Annotated in this window: 13 protein-coding genes; 2 read left to right on the top strand and 11 right to left on the bottom strand. The window is 52.7% G+C overall.

Features of this window, described 5'->3' with window-relative positions; all coding sequences use genetic code 11:
- Positions 1 to 124: 124 nt before the first annotated feature.
- From FJM74_RS11080 to FJM74_RS11055, 6 genes are all read right to left on the bottom strand, one after another.
- Positions 125 to 1,453 carry a glycoside hydrolase family 88/105 protein gene (locus FJM74_RS11080; RefSeq protein WP_187262769.1) on the bottom strand — a complete coding sequence of 443 codons (1,329 nt, stop codon included), beginning with the start codon at positions 1,451 to 1,453 and terminating at the stop codon, positions 125 to 127.
- A gap of 542 nt (positions 1,454 to 1,995) precedes the next feature.
- Entirely contained in the window at positions 1,996 to 4,860 is a 2,865-nt protein-coding gene (locus FJM74_RS11075) for a glycoside hydrolase family 2 protein (protein WP_187262670.1), read from the bottom strand.
- Positions 4,861 to 5,707: 847 nt separating this feature from the next.
- Positions 5,708 to 6,931 (bottom strand): oligogalacturonate lyase family protein, encoded by a 1,224-nt coding sequence (locus FJM74_RS11070; RefSeq protein WP_187262669.1) that lies wholly within the window; start codon positions 6,929 to 6,931, stop codon positions 5,708 to 5,710.
- A gap of 39 nt (positions 6,932 to 6,970) precedes the next feature.
- On the bottom strand, positions 6,971 to 7,747 hold the full coding sequence (locus tag FJM74_RS11065; protein WP_187262668.1) for a polysaccharide deacetylase family protein: 777 nt from the start codon (positions 7,745 to 7,747) through the stop codon (positions 6,971 to 6,973).
- Positions 7,748 to 8,142: 395 nt separating this feature from the next.
- Complete coding sequence (locus tag FJM74_RS11060) at positions 8,143 to 9,648, bottom strand: RagB/SusD family nutrient uptake outer membrane protein (RefSeq protein WP_187262667.1); 1,506 nt, start codon at positions 9,646 to 9,648, stop codon at positions 8,143 to 8,145.
- A gap of 20 nt (positions 9,649 to 9,668) precedes the next feature.
- On the bottom strand, positions 9,669 to 12,959 hold the full coding sequence (locus tag FJM74_RS11055) for a SusC/RagA family TonB-linked outer membrane protein (protein ID WP_206684031.1): 3,291 nt from the start codon (positions 12,957 to 12,959) through the stop codon (positions 9,669 to 9,671).
- Between the two features lie 867 nt (positions 12,960 to 13,826).
- Between FJM74_RS11055 and FJM74_RS11050 the strand changes: the two genes are divergently transcribed.
- Entirely contained in the window at positions 13,827 to 16,706 is a 2,880-nt protein-coding gene (locus FJM74_RS11050; protein ID WP_206684030.1) for an exo-beta-1,4-galactosidase, read from the top strand.
- Positions 16,707 to 16,843: 137 nt separating this feature from the next.
- Here FJM74_RS11050 and FJM74_RS11045 read toward each other — a convergent pair whose 3' ends face one another.
- The 5 genes from FJM74_RS11045 to FJM74_RS11025 form a co-directional block, all read right to left on the bottom strand.
- The gene (locus FJM74_RS11045; RefSeq protein WP_187262665.1) at positions 16,844 to 17,644 is read right to left on the bottom strand and encodes a hypothetical protein; all 801 of its coding nucleotides are present in this window, start codon (positions 17,642 to 17,644) and stop codon (positions 16,844 to 16,846) included.
- Positions 17,645 to 18,031: 387 nt separating this feature from the next.
- Positions 18,032 to 18,634 (bottom strand): hypothetical protein, encoded by a 603-nt coding sequence (locus FJM74_RS11040; protein ID WP_187262664.1) that lies wholly within the window; start codon positions 18,632 to 18,634, stop codon positions 18,032 to 18,034.
- Complete coding sequence (locus tag FJM74_RS11035; protein WP_187262663.1) at positions 18,635 to 19,927, bottom strand: LVIVD repeat-containing protein; 1,293 nt, start codon at positions 19,925 to 19,927, stop codon at positions 18,635 to 18,637.
- Between the two features lie 148 nt (positions 19,928 to 20,075).
- A complete protein-coding gene (locus tag FJM74_RS11030) occupies positions 20,076 to 20,549 on the bottom strand; it encodes a hypothetical protein (RefSeq protein ID WP_187262662.1) in 474 nt (157 codons plus the stop codon).
- A 170-nt stretch (positions 20,550 to 20,719) separates the two neighbouring features.
- On the bottom strand, positions 20,720 to 23,719 hold the full coding sequence (locus FJM74_RS11025; protein WP_187262661.1) for a DUF6298 domain-containing protein: 3,000 nt from the start codon (positions 23,717 to 23,719) through the stop codon (positions 20,720 to 20,722).
- Between the two features lie 341 nt (positions 23,720 to 24,060).
- Between FJM74_RS11025 and FJM74_RS11020 the strand changes: the two genes are divergently transcribed.
- Positions 24,061 to 25,677 (top strand): arylsulfatase, encoded by a 1,617-nt coding sequence (locus FJM74_RS11020; protein WP_187262660.1) that lies wholly within the window; start codon positions 24,061 to 24,063, stop codon positions 25,675 to 25,677.

Genomic DNA, 25,677 nt, shown 5'->3' with positions numbered 1-25,677 from the left:
TCAGGCCTGGCAGGAGCCGGGCACCCTGCAAGGCCCGCGGACCGAATTATGCTAATCAAATTGCCCCTCCGGAGCTTTTATTGATGGTTGATCCGTGAGGGCAGTCAACATTCTTCAAAATACCTTACCTGGCTGCCGACGAAAACTGCACAGAGCTGTCGTTTATCTCGAACTTATTGCCTTTCAGAAAATTTAACATTTCGGCTCCGGCAAGCAGCACGGGGCCGTAGCCGTGCGCAGCATACACATTGATGGGGCGATAGTAGTAAAAAGCCGGATCGAAGGCCATGCCTGTGCCTACACAAGTGCCTTCTACCTGCCCTTTGTCGTTCACCTTGGTGGCAACAGCGTTCCAGGCCAGTAATACCATGGGGCCATAAGCTTGCTTATCTACCCAGCCGCGGTTAATGGCGCGGGCTATGGAGTAGGCAAAAATGGCGGTGGCCGATGTTTCGAGGTAGGAGTCGTTGCGGTCGAGGAGCTGGTGCCAGAATCCTTCGCCCGATTGGTAGGCGGCAATTCCTTTGATGTGCGCTTTCAGTTGGTTCAGCACCTTCTGGTAACCGGCATGCTCTTTTGGCAGCACTTCGAGCAGCTCCACCATGGTCATCACGGCCCAGCCATTGGCACGCGCCCAATGGAACTGCGGGTGCGGCTCCATGCCCTGCACCCAGCCGTGCATATAAAGTTCTTTTTCTTTGTTGAACATGCGCTCAGAGTATAGCAGCACCTGCTTCACAGCGTCGTCATAGTAGCGGTTGTCGTTGGTCAGCTTGCCCATTTGCGCCAGGGCCGGCACGCTCATAAACAGGTCGTCGAGCCAGATGGTGTTGGGTAGTGGCCGGTTTCGGGCCAGGCTTCCGTCGGGTAGCCTGAACTCTTTGTTGCTGATGTAATCGAGGTAGTTGTCGATAATCGGGCGCAGGTTGGTTTTGGTGGCACCGCTTCGGGTGGCTTTTATCATGGCAGCCGCCATGGCTCCGGCATCGTCGAGGGCGTGCGGGGCCAGCATCTGGCGGAGCGGTACTTTTGCGTCAGGATTTTTCTTGAGCTCGTTGCGGTAAAACGGGGCGGCATCGGCCAGGAAATTGAGACGCTCGGTGGTGTAGTTGGTGTAGCGTTTGTCGCCGGTGGCTTCGCCGGCCAGGAGCATGCCAGCGTAGGTTACGCCCCATTCGTAGCTGGTAAGCCGGAAATCGCCCTGCTCCAGCGTCGATTCCTTGTTCAGTTTTTTGAGGTCGGTAATGGCTTTGCCGTTCTTGTCGAGCATGCGGGCAGGGGTGGTGGCGTCCAGATAGCCATGTACCCGCTGCAGCACTTTGGCAATGTCTTCTACCGTGGTCTGGCCATAGGGCGTTACATAGTCTGGCTGCATGGCGTGCAGCGGCGTGTTGGTGTCGGTGGTTTTGGTTTGCGCGGAGGCCACCTGAAAGGCGCCTGCAGCCAAAGCCATTGTAAGCAGCGTGGTTTTTAGGTGCTTGGCTACCGTTTTGTAGCCGGATGGTTTGTTTATGCTCGGTTTCATTCTTCTTTTTTTCGGCAATGATGGGTTCGGGAATAATTGGAACAGCTTGTTTCTGTTAGATCTTTTGGAAGTTTAATACTAACGATTGTTATGCTGTTGTCTATCCTGCACTGTCCGGTGTGCACTGGCAAAGGTTGTATGGGGGAGCAGCCGAATTATTTGAATGAAAAGAGCCTTCCGGAGAGGTTTTAGATGTTAGGCGCTAGATAATAGATTATAGACTTATAAAGAGCTAGTAGCTGATTTGTGTTCTCCGGTTCATCTTCAAATCTCCTGATTAACTATGTAGCCATTAAACCATTTAACAATCAGCAATCAACAACAGACAATCAAATTATTTGAATGAAAATGGCCTTCCTGATGAGTTTTGGATTGAAACTGGCCTACACCCGAATTCTCAGAAGGACACAAAAACAGCAGCGGCTGCCTGTGTGGGGCAGCCGCTGCTAAAGGGTAAGGAAGTTCGATATTTAAAACAGTTCGTCTTTAACAGGCCGGCTGAACTGCTCCGGAGCAGCATCGTCGGTTTTTGGCAGGCCGAAGTAGAAGTACAGTGTCCTTTTAATGGGGCCGCTTACTTTGTTGGGCTCGCCTGTGGGGCCCAGATTGCGGGTATTGGGGCTGATGTTGAGAGCCAGCTTAGTTCCCAGCGCCGGGATATTGTCGAGGAAGGAAATGTTGCCAACCGGTAGCTCAGGATGTGGTTTCACACCGGAAAGACCGTGGAAATCGAGGCGGCGCACAAACAAGTCTTTTTCTTTGGAAGCCACCAGGAACTTGCCCTGCACGGTGTTAAACTCCATCCAGGTAACTTCGGCAAAGTAGCCTTTAAACTCGGGGTAGTTCCAGGGAGCGCTGCCGGTGTGGGTGTCGTTGTAGTAGTTCTCCCATACGCTATGCGTTACGCCCTGCAGCCTGTTTTTCCAGACACGGTAAGGGCCTTTGCCCAGCCACTTGGCGCTGATCACAAAATTGTCGGGGTACGTAAAGCTGATGCCGGTAAACGGGTACTCGCCGTTCAGACTGTACTCGTAGTCGAGGCTCAGCCAGCCACTGCCGTGCATTTTCCAGCGGGTGTACTTCAGGTCTCCGGCGTAGTTTACTTCCACCACATGGCCGTCGCCGTCTTTGTAGTGCTTCATGTTAGCCATGGCCGCCTTGCCCGCCACCATCACAGGCCCGTTCCCGAATAGCAGGCCCATGCTCTTGGTGTTGGTCAGCTGAGCGATCTGGCCCGTTTTCTTGTTGAAGGATATCCCGATCTCGCCGCCGGTCAGGATAATGGTCGAGTCGGTTTCGGTTGCTGTTACAGCGTTCTTATCGCTCAGGTCCACAATGTCCGCCAGCATGGCCTCGTTCGACCTCACGTTCCAGCTCCAGGTGTAGATCAGTTGTTTTGCCGGGTCGTAAGCTGAGAGCAGGAGAAGGTCATAGTTTTTCCAGTCGGCGGGGAGGTTGAGTTTCAGGTTGCCTTTAGCTACGGGTGCAATGGCTGGCCCGGCCCCGGTGCCTTTCTTTTTGGTGATGTAGCCGGTAAACCTGTCGCCGGGCTTGCGATACTCGGCCAGCTCCCACTGAAAGGTGCACTGGTTCAGGTTGGTGAAATGAAAGCGGTTCTCTACGGCAATCTCTCCGTTAAAATTTACTGGTAGCTCTTTCAGGTTTATTTTCACCGGCGAAAACACTTCTCTGATGGCCCAGAAGCTGCCTTCTTTCTGGCGGTAGGGGCCAACCACACCATCCGGCGCATTTACTTTGTTCACGTCTATGTAGCCATTCAGGTCGGTGCGTACAATGCCCTCGTCTACCAGCGCCCACAAAAAGCCGCCGGCTCCGAGCTTGCTGTTCCAGTGCAGTTCCCAGAAATCGTGGAGCGAGGTGCCGCCGCCGCCATCGTCCTGCGAGTGCAGAAACTCAGTCGGCATGTAAATGTTCGGGCCTTCGAGCAGGTTTTTGGTGCTGTAGTAGTCTTCGTAGTGGTTGCAGTCGATGCCGTTGAGCTCATTGCCCGGGCGGTGGTGCGCATGAATAACAGGGCGGTTGGAGTGGTCGTAGATGGCATAGTCGTCTACCAGTTCTTTGTTATGGCCGCCTTCATTGCCGTTGCTCCATAGGATGATGGACGGATGGTTGGCGTCGCGCATCACCATCTCTTTCACTAGTTGGGTGCCTACTTTGGTGTTGTAGGCGTTCTGCCAGCCGGCCAGTTCGTCGAGCACATACAGGCCCAGCGAGTCGCATATTTCCAGGAACGCTTTGTCGGGCGGGTAGTGGGCGCAGCGCACGGCGTTCATGTTCATTTCCTTCATCAGCTTCACGTCCATCAGGTCTATTTCGCGGCTCACCGAGCGGCCTGTTTCCGGCCACCACACGTGCCGGTTAATGCCTTTCATCTTAATCTTGGTGCCGTTCACATAAATGCCGTCTGCCTGCCTGATCTCGATGGTGCGGAAACCGAACTTGTCTGTTGTCTGCGAAATCGTTTTTCTGCCTGACACAATGGAAGTGCGCACGCGGTAGAGGTTCGGTGTTTCGGAGGTCCACAGCAGCGGGTTGGCCACCTGCGTTTTCAGGTTCACGAGCGTGTCGGTTGGTGCGAACCCTTGGCGGGTGGTGGCTATTACCTTGCCGTTAGCGTCCAGGATCTCGGCCAGTACCTCGTGCTTTGCCTGCGGGTTTTTGAGGTACACATTCATCGAGAAGGAGCCGTCGGCTTTGGCATCGATGGCGGTCCAGTCGATGTGTTGCTTTGGCTGCGCCTCCAGGTATACCGGCCTGAAAATACCGCCGAAGATCCAGTAATCGGCCAGGCGTTCGGCATTGTTCACCGAGTGGTCGGCCGACATTTTGCTCACCGTCACTTCCAGCAGGTTGTCTTTGCCGATCTCCAGTTTGTCGCTGATGTTGTACTTGAAGCGGTAGAAGGAGCCCTGGTGAATCGGGCCGGCCAGCTTGCCGTTTATCTTCACTTCGGTATCGGTCATGGAGCCTTCAAACACAATATAAATCTCCTTGTTCTTCCAGTTTTTGGGAACCTGGAAGGTGTGTTTGTACATGCCTTTTTCGTCGGCGAAGCGGAAGTTTTTGCCATACGTCACGTAGTCGCGGCCGTAGTTGTAGGAGCCAAAGCCTTGCTGCTCCCAATGCGACGGCACCTGGATCGTGCTCCAGACGCCGCTGTTACGGCCCCCGGTGCAGAAAAAGTCCCAGGTAACGGTGTTCTTGTTATCGGTTCCGGAGAGGTACTGGACCTGCCGTTGCGGCGAATCTTTGGAGAATGCCGTAGTGGCGCAAAGGAGAAGTAAACAAAGGAAAAGCAGTTTTTTTACCGACATGAGTTGATAGGAATTAGGCTTGTTTTATTGTTTTAACAGGCTCGCCCGCCTCCGGAAAGAAGCAGGAATAGTTGCTTAAAGCTAGCATGCCTGCCAAACTTAACTGTCCTGCGGTATCCGGCAAAATTTTTAGCTGAATTTTTAGGAGTGGGTTGAGAATGGTGTTTTCGGGGAAGAATAATGAGGGAAGTAACCCCTGTTTTGAGGCTACTTTAGTAAGCGGAAAAGGTTTATAAAGAGTATGCCGCACGTTTGGCGTCAGCGTAACCTGTGGCGTTGCTTAAGGCAGGTTTGCGTCTTGCATAAGTTGTCTTTCAACGAGGGTCGCAAGATTAAAACTTGCTGTCATGGTAGATAGACGGCAACTTAATTCCCAGGAAATCGAACTTTTATGGCCATCTGCCACAGGATTCAGGACATTTGATTTTTTCATAGATAGAATAAACCAAATGTTGAATTTCGATAAATTCTGTCACGGTACACCACCCGTTACCGCTTTGCTCCAGCCGTCGACATAAATACCTGGGAGAGAGTGCTTTTTACACACGGAGTAAGGTTTGCCAGGTACACGCAGGTAAATTCTGCCGAGTCATTTTTAGAGGAGAATGAAGTCCGCAGGTAGAAATTATTCTAATCAAAACAGCCCTTCGGAGGCACTTCTGCCCCCGCTCACATACGACATATTTTACCTGAATGTACTTAGGTTATAGGCAGCGTCATAACTTATCGGAAATCGGACTAAAAAAACAACCGCCCCTAACGCCTCCCTGACTAAGACGGGGAGTTTGGTTCGCTTTCTCTGCCATGGAGAATTCCAGGAAGCTGAGAGGTCGGCTATAAAAATATATTATTTGCTTTTCGCTATCTCCACGGCATACACCTGGCTGTAGCCCTCGAAATTAGCCCGGAAGATAACCCATTTGCCATCAGGGGAGAAGTGTACGTTAGGCTCGTGTTTGTAGTAGTGGTGTTTCATGTTCACCAGTTTTTCAGATTTCAGCCTTTCGCCTTCCGGGCGGAACAGGTAGATCCACATGCCGTCTGGTGCCTTGGCCACCTGGCCGGGGTCTCCGCCATCACCGGCAAACAGTTGCTGATCCGGGGAGATGTTAAAGTGGATAGACCATTCATTCCGATCCATCTCGTATTGCTTCTCTTTGCCGGTGGCTACGTCGGCCCCGGTCAGGTAGAACTTTACGCCACGCGGTACCTGCTGATCGAACCAGATGGTTTTGCCGTCGCGGCTGAAGAACTCATGGCCGGCTATTTCGCCTTCTACGGAGCGCTTGTGCATGTTTTTTACTTCGCCGGTCTTCATGTTGTAGGTCCAGATGCGGTCTACTTTGTGCCAGGGGCCTTCGTGGCAGAACATGAGCAGGTTAGGGTCGGTGGGGGAGAACTGGATGTGGCCGAGCCAGGTATTTTCAGAATGAATTTCCTTCATCTCGCCAGTCTCCACATTTACGGTAAACAATGTGTGCGGAATTTTGGCTTCGAAGATCCGGTTAAAGTAATCGCTTTTTTCAGGGTATTGCCGGTAGATCTCATCTTTCTCGGGGCCGGCAAAGCTTCCGGCCAGCAGTGTTTCATCTGCATTAAGCGTGGTGACGCCGGTTCTCATGCCTTTTGGGAACACATATACCAGGCGGGTTTTCCTGGTGTCGATGTGGGTCGCGAATACGCTGTCGTTGGTCTGGTAGATAACCTCTCTGCGTTTTGGCGCCAGAATCTCGCCTACTTTTTTAGACTTGCTGGTAGTGAGCTGTTCATTTTTCAGCGTTTTCAGGTTAACCGTGTAGAGTTGCCTGGTGCCGGAGGCATCGGTGTTGTAAAACACCATTTTGTCGCCTTCGTTTTTGAGCTGCTTCACAAAAGGGTTGTTATGGAAATAGAAACTGGAGTTGCTGCCGGAGGCGCTGGAGAGTCGGGCTACCTTATGGCCGGTGTCTTTGTCGATCCATTGCTGGGGCATGGGTTTTTGTGCGCCTGTCTCCAGCTTTTGCTGGGCGGTGGCTGGCAGGCTGATGCAAAAGAGCATGGTGGCTGCGATAGTTGCTAAACTGTTTTTCATGGTGGGGAGGCTGTTAAAAGCTGTTTTTATACATGCAGGTCAGGGGGTGTTCTTCAGGTGCTTATAGTCCGGCACTACCTGCCCACGCGCCGGTTCCACATTTATGTAGCGCTTCAGGTCGCGGAGCGCCACTACTTTGTAGTTATTGTCTTTCAGGTACTGCAGGTATTCCTCAAATAGCTCCGGAGGCGTGGTTACCCAATCGTGAGCTACATCCGGCACCCCATGTATGGTCAGGACCACAACCTTGCCGCCTTTTGCTTCTTGCAGCGCGCTCAGCACACGCTGCCTGTCGGTGGGGGTGCTGCCGGTGGTGCTGTAGCTGGGGATGAGGTACGGGTGGTCGGTTTCGGGGTTGTAGGGGCGGCTGCCGCCGGCGCGGGCAAACAGGTAGCCTCTTTCCTGCAGCGTTTCCAGGGCGCTCGGGTGGGTGCTGTAGCCGGGGTAGGCAAACGTGGCAGGTTTTGGAATGCCCAGTTCCGCGCACTTGGCTTCGATGTATTGTAGTTCTTCCGCCTGCCGTTCTTTGTTCATTTTAGTTACATGGGTATGGCTGCGGGTGTGGTTGGCAATCTCGAAGCCCATCTGGTGCAGCTGCTGTATCTGCTCCCAGCTCATGTACTTAGTCTTGTCCTCAAAATCGGGCGGGAACTCGCACACGAAAAAGGTGCCGCCAAAGCCGTGTTTTTTCAGGAGCGGGGCCACGTAACTGGCGTGCGAGGCAGAGGCATCGTCGAACGTCAGTACGACCAGCTTATCCGGCACCGGCTTGCGTAGCACCTGGTTAGAAGCGCTGCAGGACCAGAGGGACGCCATAGTTGCAGTAATCAATAGCAAGTAAAAGTACCTGTTTAATTTGTTCATTTCTGAAAGCGATGTTGCTGCTCCTGACCGAGCAAAATGCCTTTTAACTCCTGAACAAACATTCGTAATTTTATAAGATAATCTATCCTGTTCTGTCCTGTGGTTTAGCTTATACACGGCTGCTACGCACCAGTTTGCAAAAAGCCCTGCTGTAGCGGCACCAGGAGCCTCCCGAGGGCCTTTTTTATTCAAATAATTGACTGAAAGGAATCTCTTGGTTAAGGTGCGTAACATCAGTTATACATTTAAAGAAAAAGGAGTGGCAGGACCGGGGTTTCGTGAAGGAGGAAATGAAAGAGAGGCTGCCCGAATTCTCAGAACAGCCTCTCTCGCTTTAAATCGGGCTATCAATAGCCGGGGTTTTGCTGGTAAAGCCCCTCTTTTACGGTGAGCTGTGTAAACGGAATAGGGTAAATGATCGAATTAACGCCAATAGATTCAGGCATCCGGTTTAGTTCGTCCTCTGTGGGTAACCAGGCATTCATTTTGTCTATTACCGTGCCTGTTCGCACCAGGTCGTGCCAGCGGAGTCCTTCTCCGGCAAATTCAAGCCGCCTTTCTTTCAGGAGCATGTCCAGGGTAACATTGGCAACAGGACCTAAGCCTGCTCTGGCCCGCACCATGTTCACGATCTCATCTACCTCCTGCTGTGTTCCGCCCGAAGCGCCCTGCAGGATGGCCTCAGCCTTCATCATCAGCACATCGGTGTAGCGGATAAGGGGGAAGTTGATCGGCCAGTCGAACCGGTCGAGGATGGTGGCGGTTTCATCTAGAAACTTCCTGTAAAACGCCCTGGTCTCGACAAACCCGTTGGGGTCAGTGAATCCCTGTTGAATGGTTGCCGCTTTGCGGACATCGTTCTCCGCGTAATCGTTAAGCAGGTCGTCAGCAATTTCACGCATTTCGACAGAAGACTGCGGTAATGCAATGTTACCTGATAAGGAATTGAAGTACGGGGGTGTACCCATGTAGCCTGGCAGTGTGGTGCCAACCCCAATCTGCCCGCTCTGGAACTGCACATCAAACACAATATCGGGGTTGTTCTCGTTGTTGTAGGAGAAGATGCTGGCATAGTTGTTCACCCAGGTAAATGGGCCATTGTTTATCACATCGTTGAGCAAAGTAAGCGCCTCCGAATATTCGTTGGCCCCTAAGCCCGGTCCTTCTATGCCGTAAGAAGGTCCGGAACGGGTAAGGTGCACCCGGGCCAGCAGCGCCTTGGCAGCCCAGGAAGTAGCCCGACCTTTGTTCTCGGCGTTATAAGTGGGAGGTAGAAGCTCTATAGCTCTGTTCAGGTCTGCCAGAATCAGGTTGTATACTTCCTGCACAGAACTGCGCGGTATTTCCAGGGCTTCTGTTGGTGTCACGACCCTGTCGTACAACGGAACCTTCCCGAACCACCTTACCAGGTCGAAATAATAGAATGCCCGCAGAAACCTTGCCTCACCCTCGAATCGGCTTCTGAGGGCTTCTTCTGGTACTGCAGTTGCGTTGAGCCTGTCTAGCACGGTGTTGGCGCGCATGATGCCGTTAAAGTTGTTGTTCCAGGCTTCTGCTACCAGCTCGTTGTTCTCTATGGTGTTCACGAAATCGTTTATAGGGTCCCAGGGCCTTACACCTGTGGAGGAGGAGCCATAAACATTGTCCGATCTGGTTTCAGATAGGTCGTAGTACCGCTCTGGCACCGGACGCAGCTGCCCGTATACACCGTTTACGGCCTGCTCAAAATCTGTCGCGTTCCTGAAGAAATTTGCCGCGCTGGCATCCGAAATCGGCGCCTGCTCCAGCTTGTCCTCGCACGAGAGTAAGCCAAGCGCCAGGAAAGAGTATATAATTAAAGAATACTTGTTCATGATGTTCATGTTGCGTTCAATTAGAATGTAATATTTAGGCCCATGGTCATTGCCTTAGACAGCGGGAAGGCACCGTAGTCGTCGCCTACAATAGAGCCGCTGTCTGCATTATTCACTGCTTCCGGGTTAAAGCCGCCTTCGTACTTGTCGCCACCAAACCAGTTCTCTGCGCTTACATAAATGCGTGCTCCCTGAATCAGGTTGTTCGTTATCAACTTGCCTAAGTCATACCCCAGGGTAATGTTTCGTACCCTCCAGTAGTCGGAAGAGTACAGCCAGGCATCGCTTTTCAGGAAACCGAAGCTTGAGTTGGCTTTGCCGCGCTCTCCGGCACCAGGGTTTTCAGGAGATCGCCAGCGATCGCGGTGCAGACCCAAAGTATTTTCCACTAATCCCTGACCGGGTCTGTCCATGGCACGGCCAAAAAGGGAGTAAAGCTGCCCGCCAGTCTGACCCTGTACCAGTACTCTCAAATCAAAGCCCTTGTAGGTAAAGGTGTTGGTAAGCCCCCACACATAATCGGGGTTTGGTTTGCCCACAATTACCCGGTCGTCGTCGTTTATCACGCCATCCTTATTGGCGTCCACATACCTGGGGTCGCCAACTGTCTGGTTTCCATAGCGAGCTACTCCGTTGTCGAGGTCAGCCTGCGTCAGGATGCCATCCTGCTGCACCACATAAATGCTCCAGAGCGGCTGCCCTATTTCCAGTAAGCGGTGAGGTGTTCCCCATCCTCCTGATTGGATAGGTGTATTGTTCGGCCCCAGTTGCCTCACCTCGTTCTTGTTGAAGCTCAGGTTGGCATTGGTGGTCCATCCGAACGGGCCGGTTAAGTTGCGTGTGGTAAGCTCCAGTTCCCAGCCTGTATTGTACACCTCACCGATGTTGGTAAGTGCGGTGCTGAACCCAGTGGCGGTAGGCACCGGAATCCTTAGCAGCAGGTTGGAGTTGGTGCGGGTGTAGTAATCGAAGGAAGTGAAAATGCGGTTTTCCAGCAGGCCCACATCCAGGCCAATGTTAACCGTTCTGGATTCTTCCCAGCCTATGTTCGGGTTAGGGAAGTTTGCAGGCGCCTGCCCAACTGCCAGACCTGGAGCTGTTCCGCCAAAACTATAGCTGGCAGGAGTAAGCAAGGAAATGTGGTCGTAGTTTCCGATGGCGTTGTTGCCCGATACACCCCAGCTCGCTCTCAGTTTCAGATCGTTTACCATGCCTACGTTTTCCATGAAATTCTCTTCTGAGATTCTCCAGCCTATAGAGGCAGAAGGGAAGGTGCCCCATTTGGTGGCAGACCCAAACCGGGAGGAGCCATCGCGGCGAATGGTGGCGCTGAACAGGTACCGGTCAGAAAAGTTGTATTGCACCCTGCCAAAGTAAGACAACAGGGTGTGCTGGCTCTCCGAGGCAAAGGTGTTATTCACATTTATGTTGTTGGCCCCGTTCACCGTTGTAATGTCGTCGGAGCGGAACCCGCCGGCGCTTCTGATCTGGAAGTTGTTAAAGCTGCCTAAGTTGTAGGATGCACCCAGTACAGCAGACACCTGATGCTTGTCGTTGATCTCCCTGTCGTAAGACAAGGTGTTTTCGTTTACAAATGTTTGCCTGCGATAGCCGTCGAAGCCACCGGATGCAAGTCTGTTGCCACGCTGACCGCTCACAAAGGAGGGTGTAAAGGTTTTGCGGGTTACGTCGGAGTGGTCCAGGTTCACGGTGCTTCTGAACCGGAGGTCATCCAGGATGCTGTACTCGCCATACAGGGTAATCAGGGTTCTGAAGATCTTGGTCTCGCCGATAGAGTTCTCGATTACGCGTACCGGGCTGCTTCTGGAAACGCCCCACTGGTAAGGCAGGTAGTTCCCTGTGTTTACATCCAGGCCCACTGTGTCTTCTACCACAGGGTTAAAACCTACGGCAATGTGCATTTGTTGGTCTTTTCCTTCCACACCCGGGTCGTTAGCAATAGAGTAGGATGGGTTCAGGTTCAGGCCGAACTTCAGTCTGTTGTTGGCATTCACTTCCACGTTGGCTCTTGCAGAATAGCGCTCGTAGCCTACCCCAATGGCAATACCTTCCTGGTTCAGGTAATCGCCCGAAACAAAATACTGCACGGCGTCAGTACCCCCGGAGGCAGTTACCTGGTAGTTCTGCACCAGTCCTTTCCTGAAAATCTCGTCCTGCCAGTCTACAATTCTTAAGCCCGGGTAGCCAGGCTGCAGCCAACGCTCATCGGGCATTAAGGTATTGCTGAAACGGCCGAGGATGGCTGTTCTTTCCGCCGTAGTTTGGTCGGCTGTTCGACCCGGCCCGGAGTTTACCCAGTTGTAGTTCACCATCTCAATGGCCCGGTCTATCCATTCCTCACCACTCAGCACGTCGAGTTTTTTGACTGCTTCGTTCCAGCCGGCATACGTGTTGAACGTAATCCTGGGCTTGCCGGACCGGCCCGATTTGGTAGTGATGATCACCACGCCGTTCGCACCCCTGGATCCGTAGATGGCAGCAGCGGAGGCGTCTTTCAGCACCTGTATAGATTCGATATCGTTCGGGTTGATATTGTCCAGCGGGTTACCCTGCCCAAAGCCTCCGGACGCGCTTTGAGAGGCCACATCAAGTGGGAAGCCATCGATCACGTACAAAGGTTGGTCGCCGGCTGAGATAGAGCCGGACCCTCTTACCTGAATGCTGAAGCCCCTGCCCGGCACGCCGCTTGTCTGCTGCACCCGTACCCCGGCCATCTGCCCTACCAGTGCCTGGTCAACCCTGGCAAGGGGTCTTTCCTCTATGGCTTTGGCATCCAGAGTGGCAACGGCAGCGGTTACGTCGCCTCTTTTCTGGGTGCCATATCCTACCACCACTACTTCATCCAACGATTTTGTATCGGTCCGAAGTGTTATGTTCACGGTGCTGCGGTTGTTTACCGCTATCTCCTGCGGAAGATACCCCACATAAGAAACAATCAGTCTGGCATTGCCACCGGGAACTTCCAGCGAGAAATTGCCATCCATGTCTGTAACTGTCCCCTGGGTAGTGCCTTTTATCTGAATGCTCACACCAGGCAGGCCTTCATTATTGTCGCCTGTAACTCTCCCGCTTACAGTGCTGGTTTGTAAAGAGGAGGCATTGTGGAGTATGTCGATGCTCCCCGAACTAGTGTTTGTTCCGGAGAGTCCGGCCATAAAATGGGCTGTCTCGGTTGTAGGAGAAGCCTTGCTGCTAAGCGCAACGCTTTCAGCCTGAACTAAGTGAGAGCTTAGTCCGATAAGTGGTATAGCCCAGAATAAGTGCCGGGTATAGTAGACCCTGTTCCTCATGGTTATAGATTTAGTTAAACATAAATTAATTGTATCCGAAAGCCGGTTAAATGCTGTATGTTCTCTGTTTTCTCAGCCAATGCCTTGCTTGTACCTTAAGGAACAGCGGCCTGCTGCCTGATTGCTTAAACTTCTTTTTAGAACTTTATCTGCCAGAATAATGGCTTTTGCAAATTGGCAGGATGAGCAAACAAAATAGATTTTAATTATAATGCCATCCTGCTGTGACCTGCCACATGTTCAGAGTTTTACTATGTTTGTCTGAATAATCTGGTGCAGATGCCGGTGGTATGTATGGATTTAATAAAAAATAGCGATTATTGAAACCAAAAATTTAAAAACTCGTAAAGGTTTTCATTTTAAGAATACAGGCTATAAATTGTATTATTCCTGCGGTGGAAAGTCTTTGTCATGAGGGGGCTATACCCTTGGAAGCCTGGTAACGAGGCTACACGAAAAAATTTGCCATGTAAAAAAGCAGCAGCGAAGACGGATACACTTCAACAACCTTCTAGTCAGGAGATTCAGGAGCTGCTTAGTCACCATGCGCCCTGAATTATTCTAATCAATTCAGGCCTCCGGAGCTTTCAGAGGCTGTTGCTGCCGGTTCCATTAGCCATGTCGGCACATCTGTTATACGATTGTTCGGCTAATAAATGATGGCTTAGAGAGATTTTTGAACAAAGCAGGGTAGGGCAGGATAAAAGTTGACATTGTAAGGTATATATTTCCCTGGTCAAGGGTTTTAAGTTAAGTGTATTGCTACAGTATATCCAACGCTTAACGCTTTCCGGCTCCTTCACTATGTCAGCTATGCATATCTTTCTCTTTCGATTTTTTTGTTGCCAAAAGCATCTCCTCCTGTTCTTGGTTTCCAGCCTGCTTCTTTTCAGCAGTTTTACACAGAAAGAAGGTGGTACGATCTCCCTGGCAGGCGAGTGGCAGTTCGAGGCAGATCCTGCAGACCAGGGTATGAAAGAGAAGTGGTTTGCACGCACCCTCCATGATAAGATAAAGCTGCCCGGCAGCATGGCCGAAAACCTGAAAGGCGACGACATTAGCCTCAGCACCAGGTGGACGGCCAGCATCTACGACAGCTCCTGGTTCTATAACCCGCGCATGGCCAAATTCCGGCAGCCCGGTAATATTAAAGTGCCCTTCTGGCTTACACCCGCCAAGCATTACGTTGGCCCCGCCTGGTACCGCAAAGATGTAACCATACCAGCAAACTGGAAGGGCAGGCGGGTGGTGCTGGAACTGGAGCGGGTGCACATTGCATCCCGGCTTTGGGTAAACGAGGTGGAGGTGGGCCAGCAGAATTCCCTGGTTGCCCCGCATACCTACGATCTTACCAGCCACCTCACTCCCGGCAAACACACCCTCACCCTCCGCATCGACAACACGCTTACGCCAGCGGTTAATGTGGGCACTAACTCCCATAGCGTGGCAGACCATACCCAAGGCAACTGGAACGGCGTGGTGGGCAACATGCAATTGTCTGCTGGCGCAAAGGTTTACGTGGAGGAGGTGCAGGTGTATCCTGATCTGAAAAGCAAAACAGCCCACGTAAAGCTCACGCTCCGGAACAGCACCGGTAAGCAGGTGGCTGGTAAGTTGGCGCTGGTGGCCAGGAGCTTTAATTCCGACAGGAGCCACGAGGTAAATCCAAAGCCGACAAAGGTGCAGCTGCCAAACGGCGACACCACACTGGATCTGGAGCTGCCCATGGGCGACAACATGCAGACCTGGGATGAATTTAATCCGGCCCTCTACCGCCTCACCGTTTCCTTCGATGGCAAGGGTGACCTGGATGATGAACGGCAGGTGCAGTTCGGCATGCGCGAAATCAGCACACAGGGTACGCGCATTTTGGTGAATGGCAAGCCGGTTTTCCTGAGAGGCACGCTCCATAACTGCGAATTCCCGCTCACGGGCTATCCGGCCATGGATGTAGCGGCCTGGGAACGTATTTTCAAGGTTGCCAAAGCGCACGGCCTGAATCACATACGGTTCCATTCGTGGTCGCCTCCGGAGGCCGCTTTTATTGCAGCCGATAAAACGGGTTTTTACCTGCAGCCCGAAGGCCCCACATGGCCCAATCACAGCACTTCTCTCGGAGATGGCAAACCCATAGACCAGTACGTTTACGAGGAGACCAACCGCATTGCCCGCCACTTTGGCAACTATGCTTCCTTTACCATGCTGGCGGCAGGCAACGAGCCACGTGGCGGAAAGCAGGCGCAGTACCTGGCGCAGTTTATAAAGTACTGGCAGGAGAAAGACAATCGCCGCATCTACACGGGTGCCTCTGTAGCCATGAGCTGGCCACTGGTGCCCGAAAATGAATTTATGGTGAAGTCTGGTCCGCGGGGGCTGGACTGGCCCAACAGCAGGCCGGAAACCCTGACAGATTACCTGCCCAAAATACAGGATTTCAAGGTGCCTTACGTAACGCACGAGATGGGCCAGTGGTGCGCTTTTCCGAACTTCAAGGAAATACAAAAATATACCGGTGTATACAAGGCCCGGAATTTTGAGGCTTTCCAGGAAGACCTGGAGGACCGCGGCATGGGCGACCAGGCGGAGGCTTTTCTGATGTCGTCGGGGAAGCTGCAGGCGCTCTGTTACAAGCACGAGATCGAGAAGTCGCTGCGCACACCAGGGCTGGGAGGGTTTCAGCTGCTCGGCCTGCAGGATTTTCCGGGCCAGGGAACCGCCCTGGTAGGGGTCGTGGATGCCTTCTGGGACAGCAAAGGCTATATCTCTCCTGAGGCATTTAGCCGCTTCTGCAACGCCACTGTGCCACTCAGCCGCATGCCGAAGTTCGTTTACTCCAGCAACGAAACCATGGAAGCAGCCATAGAGCTCTACCACTTCGGAGAAGCCGACCTGCAGGACGCGGTGCTGCAATGGACAGTGAAAGACGAAAAAGGCAAAACGGTCGGCAGCGGCAGTTTGCCTGCTCAAACTTATGCCAGAGGCACTAACACCCATGCCGGGAAAATTACCTTCGCCCTGGCCAGCATAAATGAAGCCAGTCAGCTGAACCTGGAGGTGCGGGTGCTGAACACCGATTTCGTCAACGACTGGAATTTCTGGGTATATCCGGCTACCTTACCTGAAGTGAAAGCGGATGTGTATTACACCACTGTGTTGGACAAGCAGGCGGAACAGGTGCTGCAGAAGGGCGGCAAGGTGTTTCTGAATGCGGCCGGAAAGGTGGTGAAAGGCAAAGAAGTGGAAATGTACCATACGCCGGTTTTCTGGAACACGTCCTGGTTTAAAATGCGGCCTCCGCACACCACAGGCTCTCTCATCAACCCGACACATCCGGCCTTCGCGCACTTCCCCACCGATGATTTTACGGATCTGCAGTGGTGGGAAATCGTGAACAGGGCGCAGGTAATGCACCTGGAGGACTTCCCGAAAGATTTCCGGCCGCTGGTGCAGCCCATCGACACCTGGTTTATGAACCGCAAGCTTGGCTTGATTTTCGAGGCGCAGGTGGGCCAGGGGAAACTGATGGTATCGAGCACCGATCTGGGTGGTGATATGAAGGACCGGCCTGTAGCGCGGCAACTCTACCACAGCCTGCTGCAGTACATGGCCTCGGAGCAGTTCCAACCTAAAGATGCACTTGACATAGCCCTGGTACGCGATCTTTTCCAGACCCCATCCCGTGAGCAGTGGAGCGCCTACACCAAGGACAGCCCCGACGAGCTGAAACCCAACCAGGGGCAACGGTAGATTTGAGTTAAAAGGTAACGGGCCCAGGACTGAAAATAGAAAAATACCTCTGGAAGGGCGTTTTCATTGGAATTATTTGAAGGTCGGAAAACTTAGGGTTGATTTAAAAACTAATTATAGTACTTTTACTGGCCCGCCTACATTACTGCGAGCTTTAGCTCAACTTGGCTGACTTCCGCATCCACAACCCAAAGGGGAAATGCATCGATAATCTGCTTAATTCGTGCCTCTTGTTTTTCATTAAGTTTAACAGGAGAGTCAATCCTCAGTATATCAAACCTGGCCTTTTGATTGATCTTTAGAAGTACTCCGATTTGTTGGCCTCTGATTACACTCCTTATACCCTGAAAGTTAGAGCAAAGAGATAAATATGCCTCAAAACCATTCGGTATCAGAAAAACAGGTGGTTCGCTATTGGGCCATGTGATCACTGAAGCGTAATTTGCCTGGTAACTATTCATTACTGCACCTGCAAGGGCTCCGGTTGAACTCACCCTGCTATTGCTGAGGATATCAAAAATGGAGGGCTCATAAAAAAGATAAGTATCTATTTCGTCCGGAACACGTCGCGCCACATTCTCTGCCAGTTTTATATTTGCAGCTGCTCTACTCCCGAATAACTTCATGAATTCTTTGTCGATGTAATGAATCCCATCTTTTGTTCTGACGGTAAGCGTTACCGTCGGATATTCAGCTGGGTACTGGAACACAAACAAGTCGAAATAAAAAAGCTCTTCCGCAGCGTGTATCTTTTCCACCACCTCATAGTTCTTCTCAGTAAGTACTTTTTTCAAGACTTGTTCTATCTCGGCAGAAGAAGAGTTCGCAGTCACAAACCGCTCTCCCATTACAATATTAGCTTTTACGATTGCTTTTTTGGCAGATGCAGTGGTGTTGAAGTAGAAGGTGAGTGCGGCTATAATAAAAAGTATTTTCATGTTTGCTGGTTGTCTAAGCTTGGGCTCAGGCAGATCTTGGTTGCTTTGGCTTTTGATACAGATATATAAATAGAATAGGATTCACAAATGTATCCTATATATTTCAATATTTGTTGCTTTTCTCGCAATCCAGCAACACTGTAACAGATACTTCGGCTAAGGCAAATGGCTATTTCTTTACTCTTCCGGAGCTGGGACCGACTTTTACCATAGCCCGATACCACAACTGTAAAACAGCAAGCTTCCTTTCTTCATGGTTACTATGTAAGCAAGATGCTTCCCCCCAAGTTAAAAGAGCTTATGTTATTCAGGCATTTCTCCTGATACAAAGCAGCAGCATGCTCCGGAAGGCCAGATTCATTAGAATAATTTAAGATCAGACTGTTGCTAAAACATAAAGCCCATCCGCAGCGAAAGGCGCTTGTAGGTAATGCGTTCGTTTACCTGCACTCCCCAGCCCGTCATAGATTCTGTGTCGACGCGCTGCTGTTTATAACCCAGGCTAAAGAGGTAAGCGGTCTGGTTGCCAGTGCGCACCCGGAGCCCCAGGGCGGGGTTCAGCAGCCAGCCTCCATCGGGTCGCTCACCGGCACGTTTGCTGCTTAAAAAAGTGGCGCCATAGCCCGCATCCAGGCTGTAAAACGGACTCACCCGCGTATTCAAAATGTCGCCCCTGATGCCCAGCGTGAGTGGTGTTACCAGTAGGTTCTCATAAAAATCGAGCCCTGTGGTGGCACCTATGGCAAACAGCCGGTGCGCGCGGTAGCCGTTAAACAACTGCACCGTGGGCGATGCCATGTAGGTAGGCGGGTTGTTAAATGGATTTTTGAATTTGCCATACAGGAAGCCTAGCTCTACGGAACCCACATAGCCTGTGGCGGCAGGAGAGGGGGCGAATGCTTCAGCGGCAGCGCCCGACTGGGCCTGTGCTGAAGAAGCAATACGGGTGATGAGTAAGAGCAGGAGAAAAAAGGCTGCAATATGTTTCATTTAAATGGTTTTGCTGGCGATAGGGATTTTGCTGAGCAGCTTTATCTGGCTCGGGTTGCTGTAGTCGTACTGGTAGAGGCCGTCTTTGCCAATCATCAGCAGACTGGTGCCTAAGGGAATAACATCGTAGGCGTCGTGCTCTTTGAAATGGGCCAGCAGGTTTTCATTTACCTTCAGGTGGTTCTTCACGTCAAATACCTTCAGGCCAAACTGCCCTTCGCAGAGGAAGAGGGTAGATCGGTCTATACCCAGGCCGTGCGGGTTCTGCATGGGGTATGTTTTGAGAAGCTTCGGACTCCGGGCGTTGCTCACATCAATCACATCGAGCTGGTTCGTAAAGCCGGCACAGGCATTACCCGAGCGCAGGGTAACCCAGGCCAAATCGCCTTCCACCACCACCGGGTCGCAGCTTCTTACGTGGGCGTAGGTAGAGAGGTGCTGCGGCGAAGTAGGGTTGCTGTTGTCGTAAATGTGCATGCCCGTGGTAGAGCCGATAAAAAGCTTGTCGTTGTACGGGAAAATGGTTTCGATGCCCCAGCCAAGCCTGATCTTCTGACCGGACTGCGGTTCAGCGGCATTGCTCACATCAAACACCTGCAAATCGGAGAGGCTGACGGTGTAGAGGTGGTTGCCGGCTATCGTAAACCGGGCCATGGAGCCTCCTTTGCCTGCACCTGAACCACCTGGCGCAGCGGCAAAGCTCTGCGGGGAGCGGGTACTTCCATCCATCGCCATAAACATCCACGGGTTTCTAATTACCCGGCTGTTGTAGCTCTGTACCGTCTCGGTAATGGTTTTTTCCTCAAACCGGGCTATAAAAATTCTGGCCGTGTCGTTTACCAGCATACCGTAGCTGGGGAAAATATTCTCTACCCGTTTCACCAGCTTTACGTCGAGCGGGTTGCTGATGTCCAGCGCCACCAGATCTATGTAGCTGTCGGCGTAGAGGATATTACCTTTCACCGCCATGTCGATGTTACCGGGAATGTCGATAAAACTGACGAACTGGGGCGAAGCAGGGTTGGCATTGTTAATGATGTGAATGCCTTTATCCACCTCATTGATGAACAGGTAATTCCCCTTTGCATAAATTTTGCCGGGTGTCTCAAGGCCGCGGGGCGTGTTTACTTTTACGGCCTGCTGCAAGTCCGCCCGCAACATGTATACCGGCTCCTGAACCGTGTAAGTGATGGTGGTTTCCACCTCGTCGGTGCAGGAGCTCAGCAACAGGGCCGGCAAAAACAGCAACAAGGCAAGGAGCTGTTGCGGTAGGAGTAAAGCTTTATTTTTCATATGCGCTGGATATAGGATGTACACTTTTTCTTGGTCTACCCACATGACCCTTACTAACGGCTAATGGTTGTAAGGCCCGACAAAAAAAGAGCATTTATTTTACAGGCATGCTGCCTGTGCGCAGGGTGTTTTCAGGTGGCACATCTTCTTACTTTAGCCGGTTTTCATGAACCTCCAACCGTTCAATGCCAGTGTTCTGAATTTCTACAAGCTCTTCTTTATTTATGATAAAAGATGTTTTACTACTGGCTCCTGGCAGGTGAGTAGTGTCTGTGGTAATGAGGAACAGTGAATCTGCTTTTACGCAAAAGACTCCCGCTGTTACTACTCTTCGTAAATTCCCCAATTCATAAGTGCCATCCTCGTAAAGCGCCAGAAAAACGCCTCCAATCAGCTTCTCTCTCGAAGCAGTGAGCACCACTTTCTTTTTTGCTCTGTTAAAGTCTCTTTGCGTCAGTTCTTCCCAATTCAGTATGTAAAACAAAAAAGTGGTTGCCAGAATTGTTAGGGTGGCATGTAGCAGCCTTGCCAGCTTTTTCTTTCTCAGAAAGACAACCAGAAATATAAAAGTCAGCACAAAGCCAGTAGCCGCTATTAACAATGCAGGTATAGATGTTGTCATGACGAGGGTATGCTCAACTACTTATTAACACTCATTAAGTTAGGCCTCCAGAGGGTTGGTTTAACAAATATAAAATTCCTTTAAACCTGTAGGCTGTTTTTTTGTGAATTTTAGGGAGTTTTAAGCAGTAGCGTAAAGCCGCGAGGGCCAAAATCATTCAAATAATTAGGTTACCTCTGTAGCAGCAGGAGCCAGTTCTTCTCGTCCGGTTTTGACAGAGCGGTTCCCTTTTTCAGTGACTTTGGCAACTGCGCTACTACAGTCTTACCCGTTTCGGGGTTAAACCAGGTGCCAGTGTAGTTCTTTCCTTTGAGTTTCTGCACTAATTTAATTTCTGTGCCGGTGAGCGAGTAAAGGAGCACCGTCTGTTGTTTGTTATCAGCCAGCACCCAGTTCTGCGACTGGTTCAGGAGGAAGCCATCCTGTGGGTGCATGTGCATCAGCTTTTTCGCCAGGTGCTCCTGCACAAATGCGTTTAACGGCGTCCGGTCTACAGAGCGGCCCTGGCCGTGGCCGGCGGTAGGGTTGCGCATGAGCACCTGGGCACCTCCGGCCATGAGCGTCGGTGCGGCGCCTGCACCTGCATGCCAGGCCACGATGGCTTTGTCAGGGTACTGCGCCCGGTACTCCCGCACCTGCTTATAGGCCATTTCGGGTGAGGTAGGATCGCCGAACTCCTTGGGGTGCATCTCGCGGAAGGCCAGGTTACGGCCGCCTTCGGGTGCCCAGAGGCTGCCGTCGGGCAGGTAGTGCCAGTAGCGCATGTCGATTACGGCCACCTGCCTGGCCAGCTCCGGATCGGTGAGAATGGTATCGGTTACGTCTTTGCTCGTGTCCAGCACCAGGCGCACCTGCCGGTTGTTTTCCTTTTCCCACTCCGCCACCGTCTGCTGAAAGAACTTCTGAAACGAAGCCGGCCCGGAGTACTGGAAACTCAAACCAAAAATAACGTTATCGAATTCGCCCAGCTGATCCAGCACATGCAGTATGTACTGGCGGTGCAGCTCGCGCAGCTGCGGATTGTCGGCATCATAAAACTGGTTGGCCACATGGATGCGGTTTTTGGGCTCCAGCGGAGGCACCTGCAGGCCGGTTTCGTTTATGTTGTTCTCCGGCCGCCAGGGGTAGTCGATCCAGTGGGAGGCTGTTTCGAGCAGGTTGTGGGTGTTGTAGAGGTGGTGGTAGAGCACAAATCCATGCTGGTCGGCCAGGGCTGCAAACGTACGGGCGCGGTCGAAGTACCAGGGGTTGTAGGTGGTAAGATCGTAGCGGCTGAGCCCGTCCCAGGCGCGGCCAGTGCCGCTGCGGGCCCAGGGCAGCTCGTAAAAAGCCGCCCACACATTCGCGTCTGGGCGTTCGGTTATGGAGTGGTCGTCGCGCCGGCGGTCGTACCAGATGGCGGGGCCACTCTGATAGAAGGGCGTGCCCTGGGCCACCACCCTGGCGGCCAGTGCTGGCAGATCTTCCGTGAGGCCGGGGCCAGTTCTGCCGGGCACAAAGCGCGAAATGCTGATGCCGGCATCGAGGGCGTTGGCCGGCGGGGTTTGCCCCAGCCACCAGGCATCGTTCACGGCACCGCCCCACAAGGTTTTGTCTCGGATCACAAAGCGGCCGTTAACAAGGCGAAGCGGTGCTTTTTCTGCAGCAGGAACAGGTGGTATGGCCGGAATATCCTGTACCGTGAATTCTTGTACAGAACTGCTTTCTGGCGCTGCTTCCGAGGCGGCAGGTTTATGGTTTGGGGCTGTTTGCCGACCTGTTCTGCGTAAGAGCTGTTGCTGGTAAAGTGAACCTGGCGCATGCACGATCAGGTTGGGCGCGCCGGCTGGTCCTTTGGCTTCTATGTGCGTGGCGGAGCAGTTCCAGATAACGCTATTGGCTGCTGTCCAGCCGCCTGCCTGGGCGCGTTCGGTGTCGTAGGTGAGGCGCAGGGCTGCACCCTCTATTTTTATGTTTTCGTAGAGCACACCCGAGGCCCAGCTTTCGTAGGAGCCGCTGGCGCCGAGGGTGTTGGTGGCGGTGCAGTTACGGAACACGTTCGGGCCGGCGGCGGTAAACCCGATGGCAAAGTCGTTCAGGCCGGCGTCGGCGGCACAGTTTTGGACCAGCACCTGCTGCCCCTCCACCAGGAAGCTCTGCCTGCGGTAACCACCCACCTCCGACACCGGCTGCTCGCTTCGGCAGTTCTCCACCGTTACCCGTCTGGCCCGTGGCCCCACCCGCACGACAGCACTTACCAGATGGCGCCCCGTTACATTTCGCACCCAGGCATCTTCCACGTTTTCCAGGGCAATGCCATACCAGGCGTGCTCTTCGTCTTTTGGGTTGGCTTTGTCAAATTCACTTTCGATGAGCAGGTTCTCGATGCCGATCTGCTGCAGGGGCAGGTGCGCTGTTACAACGGCAACAGTGCCGCCGCCATAGCGCTGCTCCAGCGCCGTGGTAATAGGCGCATCAAAGGTGAGCTGATTCTGGTGAATGGCGGTGATGGTGCGTTCCCACACCAGGTTTCGGGAGCCCGGAGCCCAGTGGTAACGCAGGTCGGCAAAAGTACCTTTTAGCGTGTCCATGCCAAGCGCTGAGATCCACTCTTTGGTGCTGGGGCGGGTAACGGTGACCTTGTCGCCAACTTTAAAGCTTGTGGTACTTGCCACGGCAAGTTGACTACTGCCCGCCGGCACCAGCTTATCCGTTACCTGAACCGGGTTGCCTGTTGCGGATACATGGGGGTTTCCTGCTTCTATCAGGGTGCGTCGGCTCTGGCCGGTGGCCACCAGGGTGGTCGCTTTGCTGCCGCTGCCTCTGAGCACAAGGCCACTCATCGGCAGGCGCAGTTGCCCCTGCACCTGAAACCGGCCGGGTGCCAGCTCCACAGCCCCGCGAAACCCGTTTGCTCCTGCCGGCAGACTGGCTACATGATCCAGGGCGGCTTGCAGCAGGCGGGTATCGTCGGCACCGGAGGGCCGCACGGTGAGCACGGTAGGCACAGTGGATATGGCCATCCCTCCACCTCCATAGCCCGCATGCGAAAAATCGATGGCAGGAGCAGGGGGTAGGGCAGCTGTTTGTGCCTGCGCCGCCGTCGTAATAACCATCAGGTAAAACCAGATGATGCGCAGGCAAGAAGAGGCTGCGCTGGGTTTTGGGTCTAGGTGGAGTTGCTGAAGCATTGTCACTCGAAGGGTTTATGGTAAAGCTATTTGAGCGGAACTTTCAAAGTTAAATTCACCTAAGTTAATGAGCTGCCATGGCTGAATTATCCTGTAGTGTCGGGTAAAGGATGTGCAGGGTAATTAAGCCATTACCTGATGCTCTGCAGCAGCAGGAGTGGCAGAGCCTCCGGAGGGCCTTTTTCATTGGAATAATCTGGTCTGTGCTGCTGCTCTGAGGGTTTGCTACACCTGCTTTAATCTCCTAGCTACATTTCGGCATCTACAATGAACAGGACAGGACAGGATGAAATTTACTGGAAAGAAACCTATCTTACCGGCTTGAACCAAAATGCCGAATTATGCTCAGAAAACGTCTCTTCAACCTGTCGCTGATCTTCGCTACCGGACTGCTGCTCAGCCAGACGCCTGTCAGCAAGAAGCCGAACATTATCATTATCCTGGCCGACGACATGGGGTTTTCGGACCTTGGCAGTTTTGGCTCTGAGATCAGCACGCCCAACCTCGATGCCATGGCCGAAGGCGGGCTCAAGATGACGAATTTCTACAATACCTCCCGTTGCTGCCCTACCCGGGCCTCGCTGCTTACCGGTCTTTACCCGCACCAGGCGGGCGTGGGGCATATGGTGAATGAGCGCGAGCACCCCTCGTACCGTGGCATGCTGAGTGATCAGTGCGTAACCATAGCTGAGGTGTTGCAGGACAATGGCTACACCACCTTGATGACGGGCAAGTGGCACCTGAACGCCCGGCCGGAGCAATGGCCGGTAAAACGCGGCTTCGACCGCTATTTTGGCCTGCTCGATGGCGCGAACAGCTATTTTGGCAACCGCCCCTACCGCCCGAACCAGAAGCTGACGTACGCCCTGGACAACAAGGAATACACACCGGGAGAAGGTTTTTACGCCACTGATGCCTACACCGATTTCGCGATTCAGTTTATAGAGGAGAACAAAGCCAAAGACAAACCATTTTTCCTGTACCTGGCCTACACAGCGCCGCACTGGCCGCTACACGCCATGCAGGAGGATATTGCCAAATACAAAGGCAAGTACCTGAAGGGCTGGGACAAGCTGCGCGAAGAGCGCTTTAAGCGCATGCAGGCCCTCGGCGTTATCAGCAAAAAAGAGCAGCTCTCGCCCCGCGACGAGGAAGTGCCCGCCTGGGACTCGCTCACCGAAGAGGAAAAGTTGAAATGGGATGAAAAGATGGCCGTGTACGCCGCCATGGTAGACCGCATGGACCAGAACATAGGCAAGCTGCGAGCCAAGCTGAAAGAAATGGGAGCAGACAAAAATACGATCATCATGTTCCTTTCTGATAACGGGGGCAGTTATGAAAATATTGGTGGCCCTAGTTTTACACAAGAAATTCAGGAAGCAAATAAAAAGCCGGCCAGCGACCCTACTTCTTTTACAGCTTACGAGTTTGAGGGAGCAAATGTAAGTAACACGCCTTTCCGAAAGTTTAAGCGCTGGGAGCACGAAGGCGGCATTGCCACGCCGTTTATTGCCTACTACCCGGGCATGATGAAAGGCGGGAACGTGAACCACCAGCCAGCGCACGTGATTGACCTGATGACGACCAGCCTCGAACTAGCAGGCGCCAAATACCCAACAAACTACAACGGCAACAGCATTAAACCCATGGAAGGCAAAAGCCTGGTGCCGCTGCTCAAAGGGCAGAAATGGGCCGGCCACAAAGAGCTGTTTTTTGAGCATGAGGGCAACCGTGCCGTGCGGCAGGGCGACTGGAAAATCGTGTCGGTTTTTCCTGAAAACAAATGGGCGCTGTACAACCTCGCCACCGACCGCTCTGAGCTAAACGACCTGAGCAGCAAGCACCCCGAAAAGGTAAAAGAATTGGCCAAGCTTTACGATGCCTGGGCCAAACACGCCAACGTGGTGCCCTTTGCGGAGGTGCAGGAGATGGACCGGCAGAAAAAGCAGAAACCTTAA

Source organism: Pontibacter beigongshangensis (assembly GCF_014332515.1).
Lineage (GTDB): Bacteria > Bacteroidota > Bacteroidia > Cytophagales > Hymenobacteraceae > Pontibacter > Pontibacter beigongshangensis.
The sequence above is the reverse complement of the archived record's forward strand: the minus strand, read 5'-3'. Positions and strand labels throughout refer to the sequence as shown.

What these genes read in the sequence shown, in the direction of transcription:
- FJM74_RS11060 (WP_187262667.1), bottom strand. Translation starts at nt 9,648, where the DNA reads ATGAACAAGTATTCTTTAATTATATACTCTTTCCTGGCGCTTGGCTTA.
- FJM74_RS11040 (WP_187262664.1), bottom strand. Translation starts at nt 18,634, where the DNA reads ATGAAACATATTGCAGCCTTTTTTCTCCTGCTCTTACTCATCACCCGT.
- FJM74_RS11030 (WP_187262662.1), bottom strand. Translation starts at nt 20,549, where the DNA reads ATGACAACATCTATACCTGCATTGTTAATAGCGGCTACTGGCTTTGTG.
- FJM74_RS11045 (WP_187262665.1), bottom strand. Translation starts at nt 17,644, where the DNA reads ATGAAAATACTTTTTATTATAGCCGCACTCACCTTCTACTTCAACACC.
- FJM74_RS11075 (WP_187262670.1), bottom strand. Translation starts at nt 4,860, where the DNA reads ATGTCGGTAAAAAAACTGCTTTTCCTTTGTTTACTTCTCCTTTGCGCC.
- FJM74_RS11065 (WP_187262668.1), bottom strand. Translation starts at nt 7,747, where the DNA reads ATGGCGTCCCTCTGGTCCTGCAGCGCTTCTAACCAGGTGCTACGCAAG.
- FJM74_RS11025 (WP_187262661.1), bottom strand. Translation starts at nt 23,719, where the DNA reads ATGCTTCAGCAACTCCACCTAGACCCAAAACCCAGCGCAGCCTCTTCT.
- FJM74_RS11035 (WP_187262663.1), bottom strand. Translation starts at nt 19,927, where the DNA reads ATGAAAAATAAAGCTTTACTCCTACCGCAACAGCTCCTTGCCTTGTTG.
- FJM74_RS11055 (WP_206684031.1), bottom strand. Translation starts at nt 12,959, where the DNA reads ATGAGGAACAGGGTCTACTATACCCGGCACTTATTCTGGGCTATACCA.
- FJM74_RS11070 (WP_187262669.1), bottom strand. Translation starts at nt 6,931, where the DNA reads ATGAAAAACAGTTTAGCAACTATCGCAGCCACCATGCTCTTTTGCATC.
- FJM74_RS11020 (WP_187262660.1), top strand. Translation starts at nt 24,061, where the DNA reads ATGCTCAGAAAACGTCTCTTCAACCTGTCGCTGATCTTCGCTACCGGA.
- FJM74_RS11080 (WP_187262769.1), bottom strand. Translation starts at nt 1,453, where the DNA reads ATGGCTTTGGCTGCAGGCGCCTTTCAGGTGGCCTCCGCGCAAACCAAA.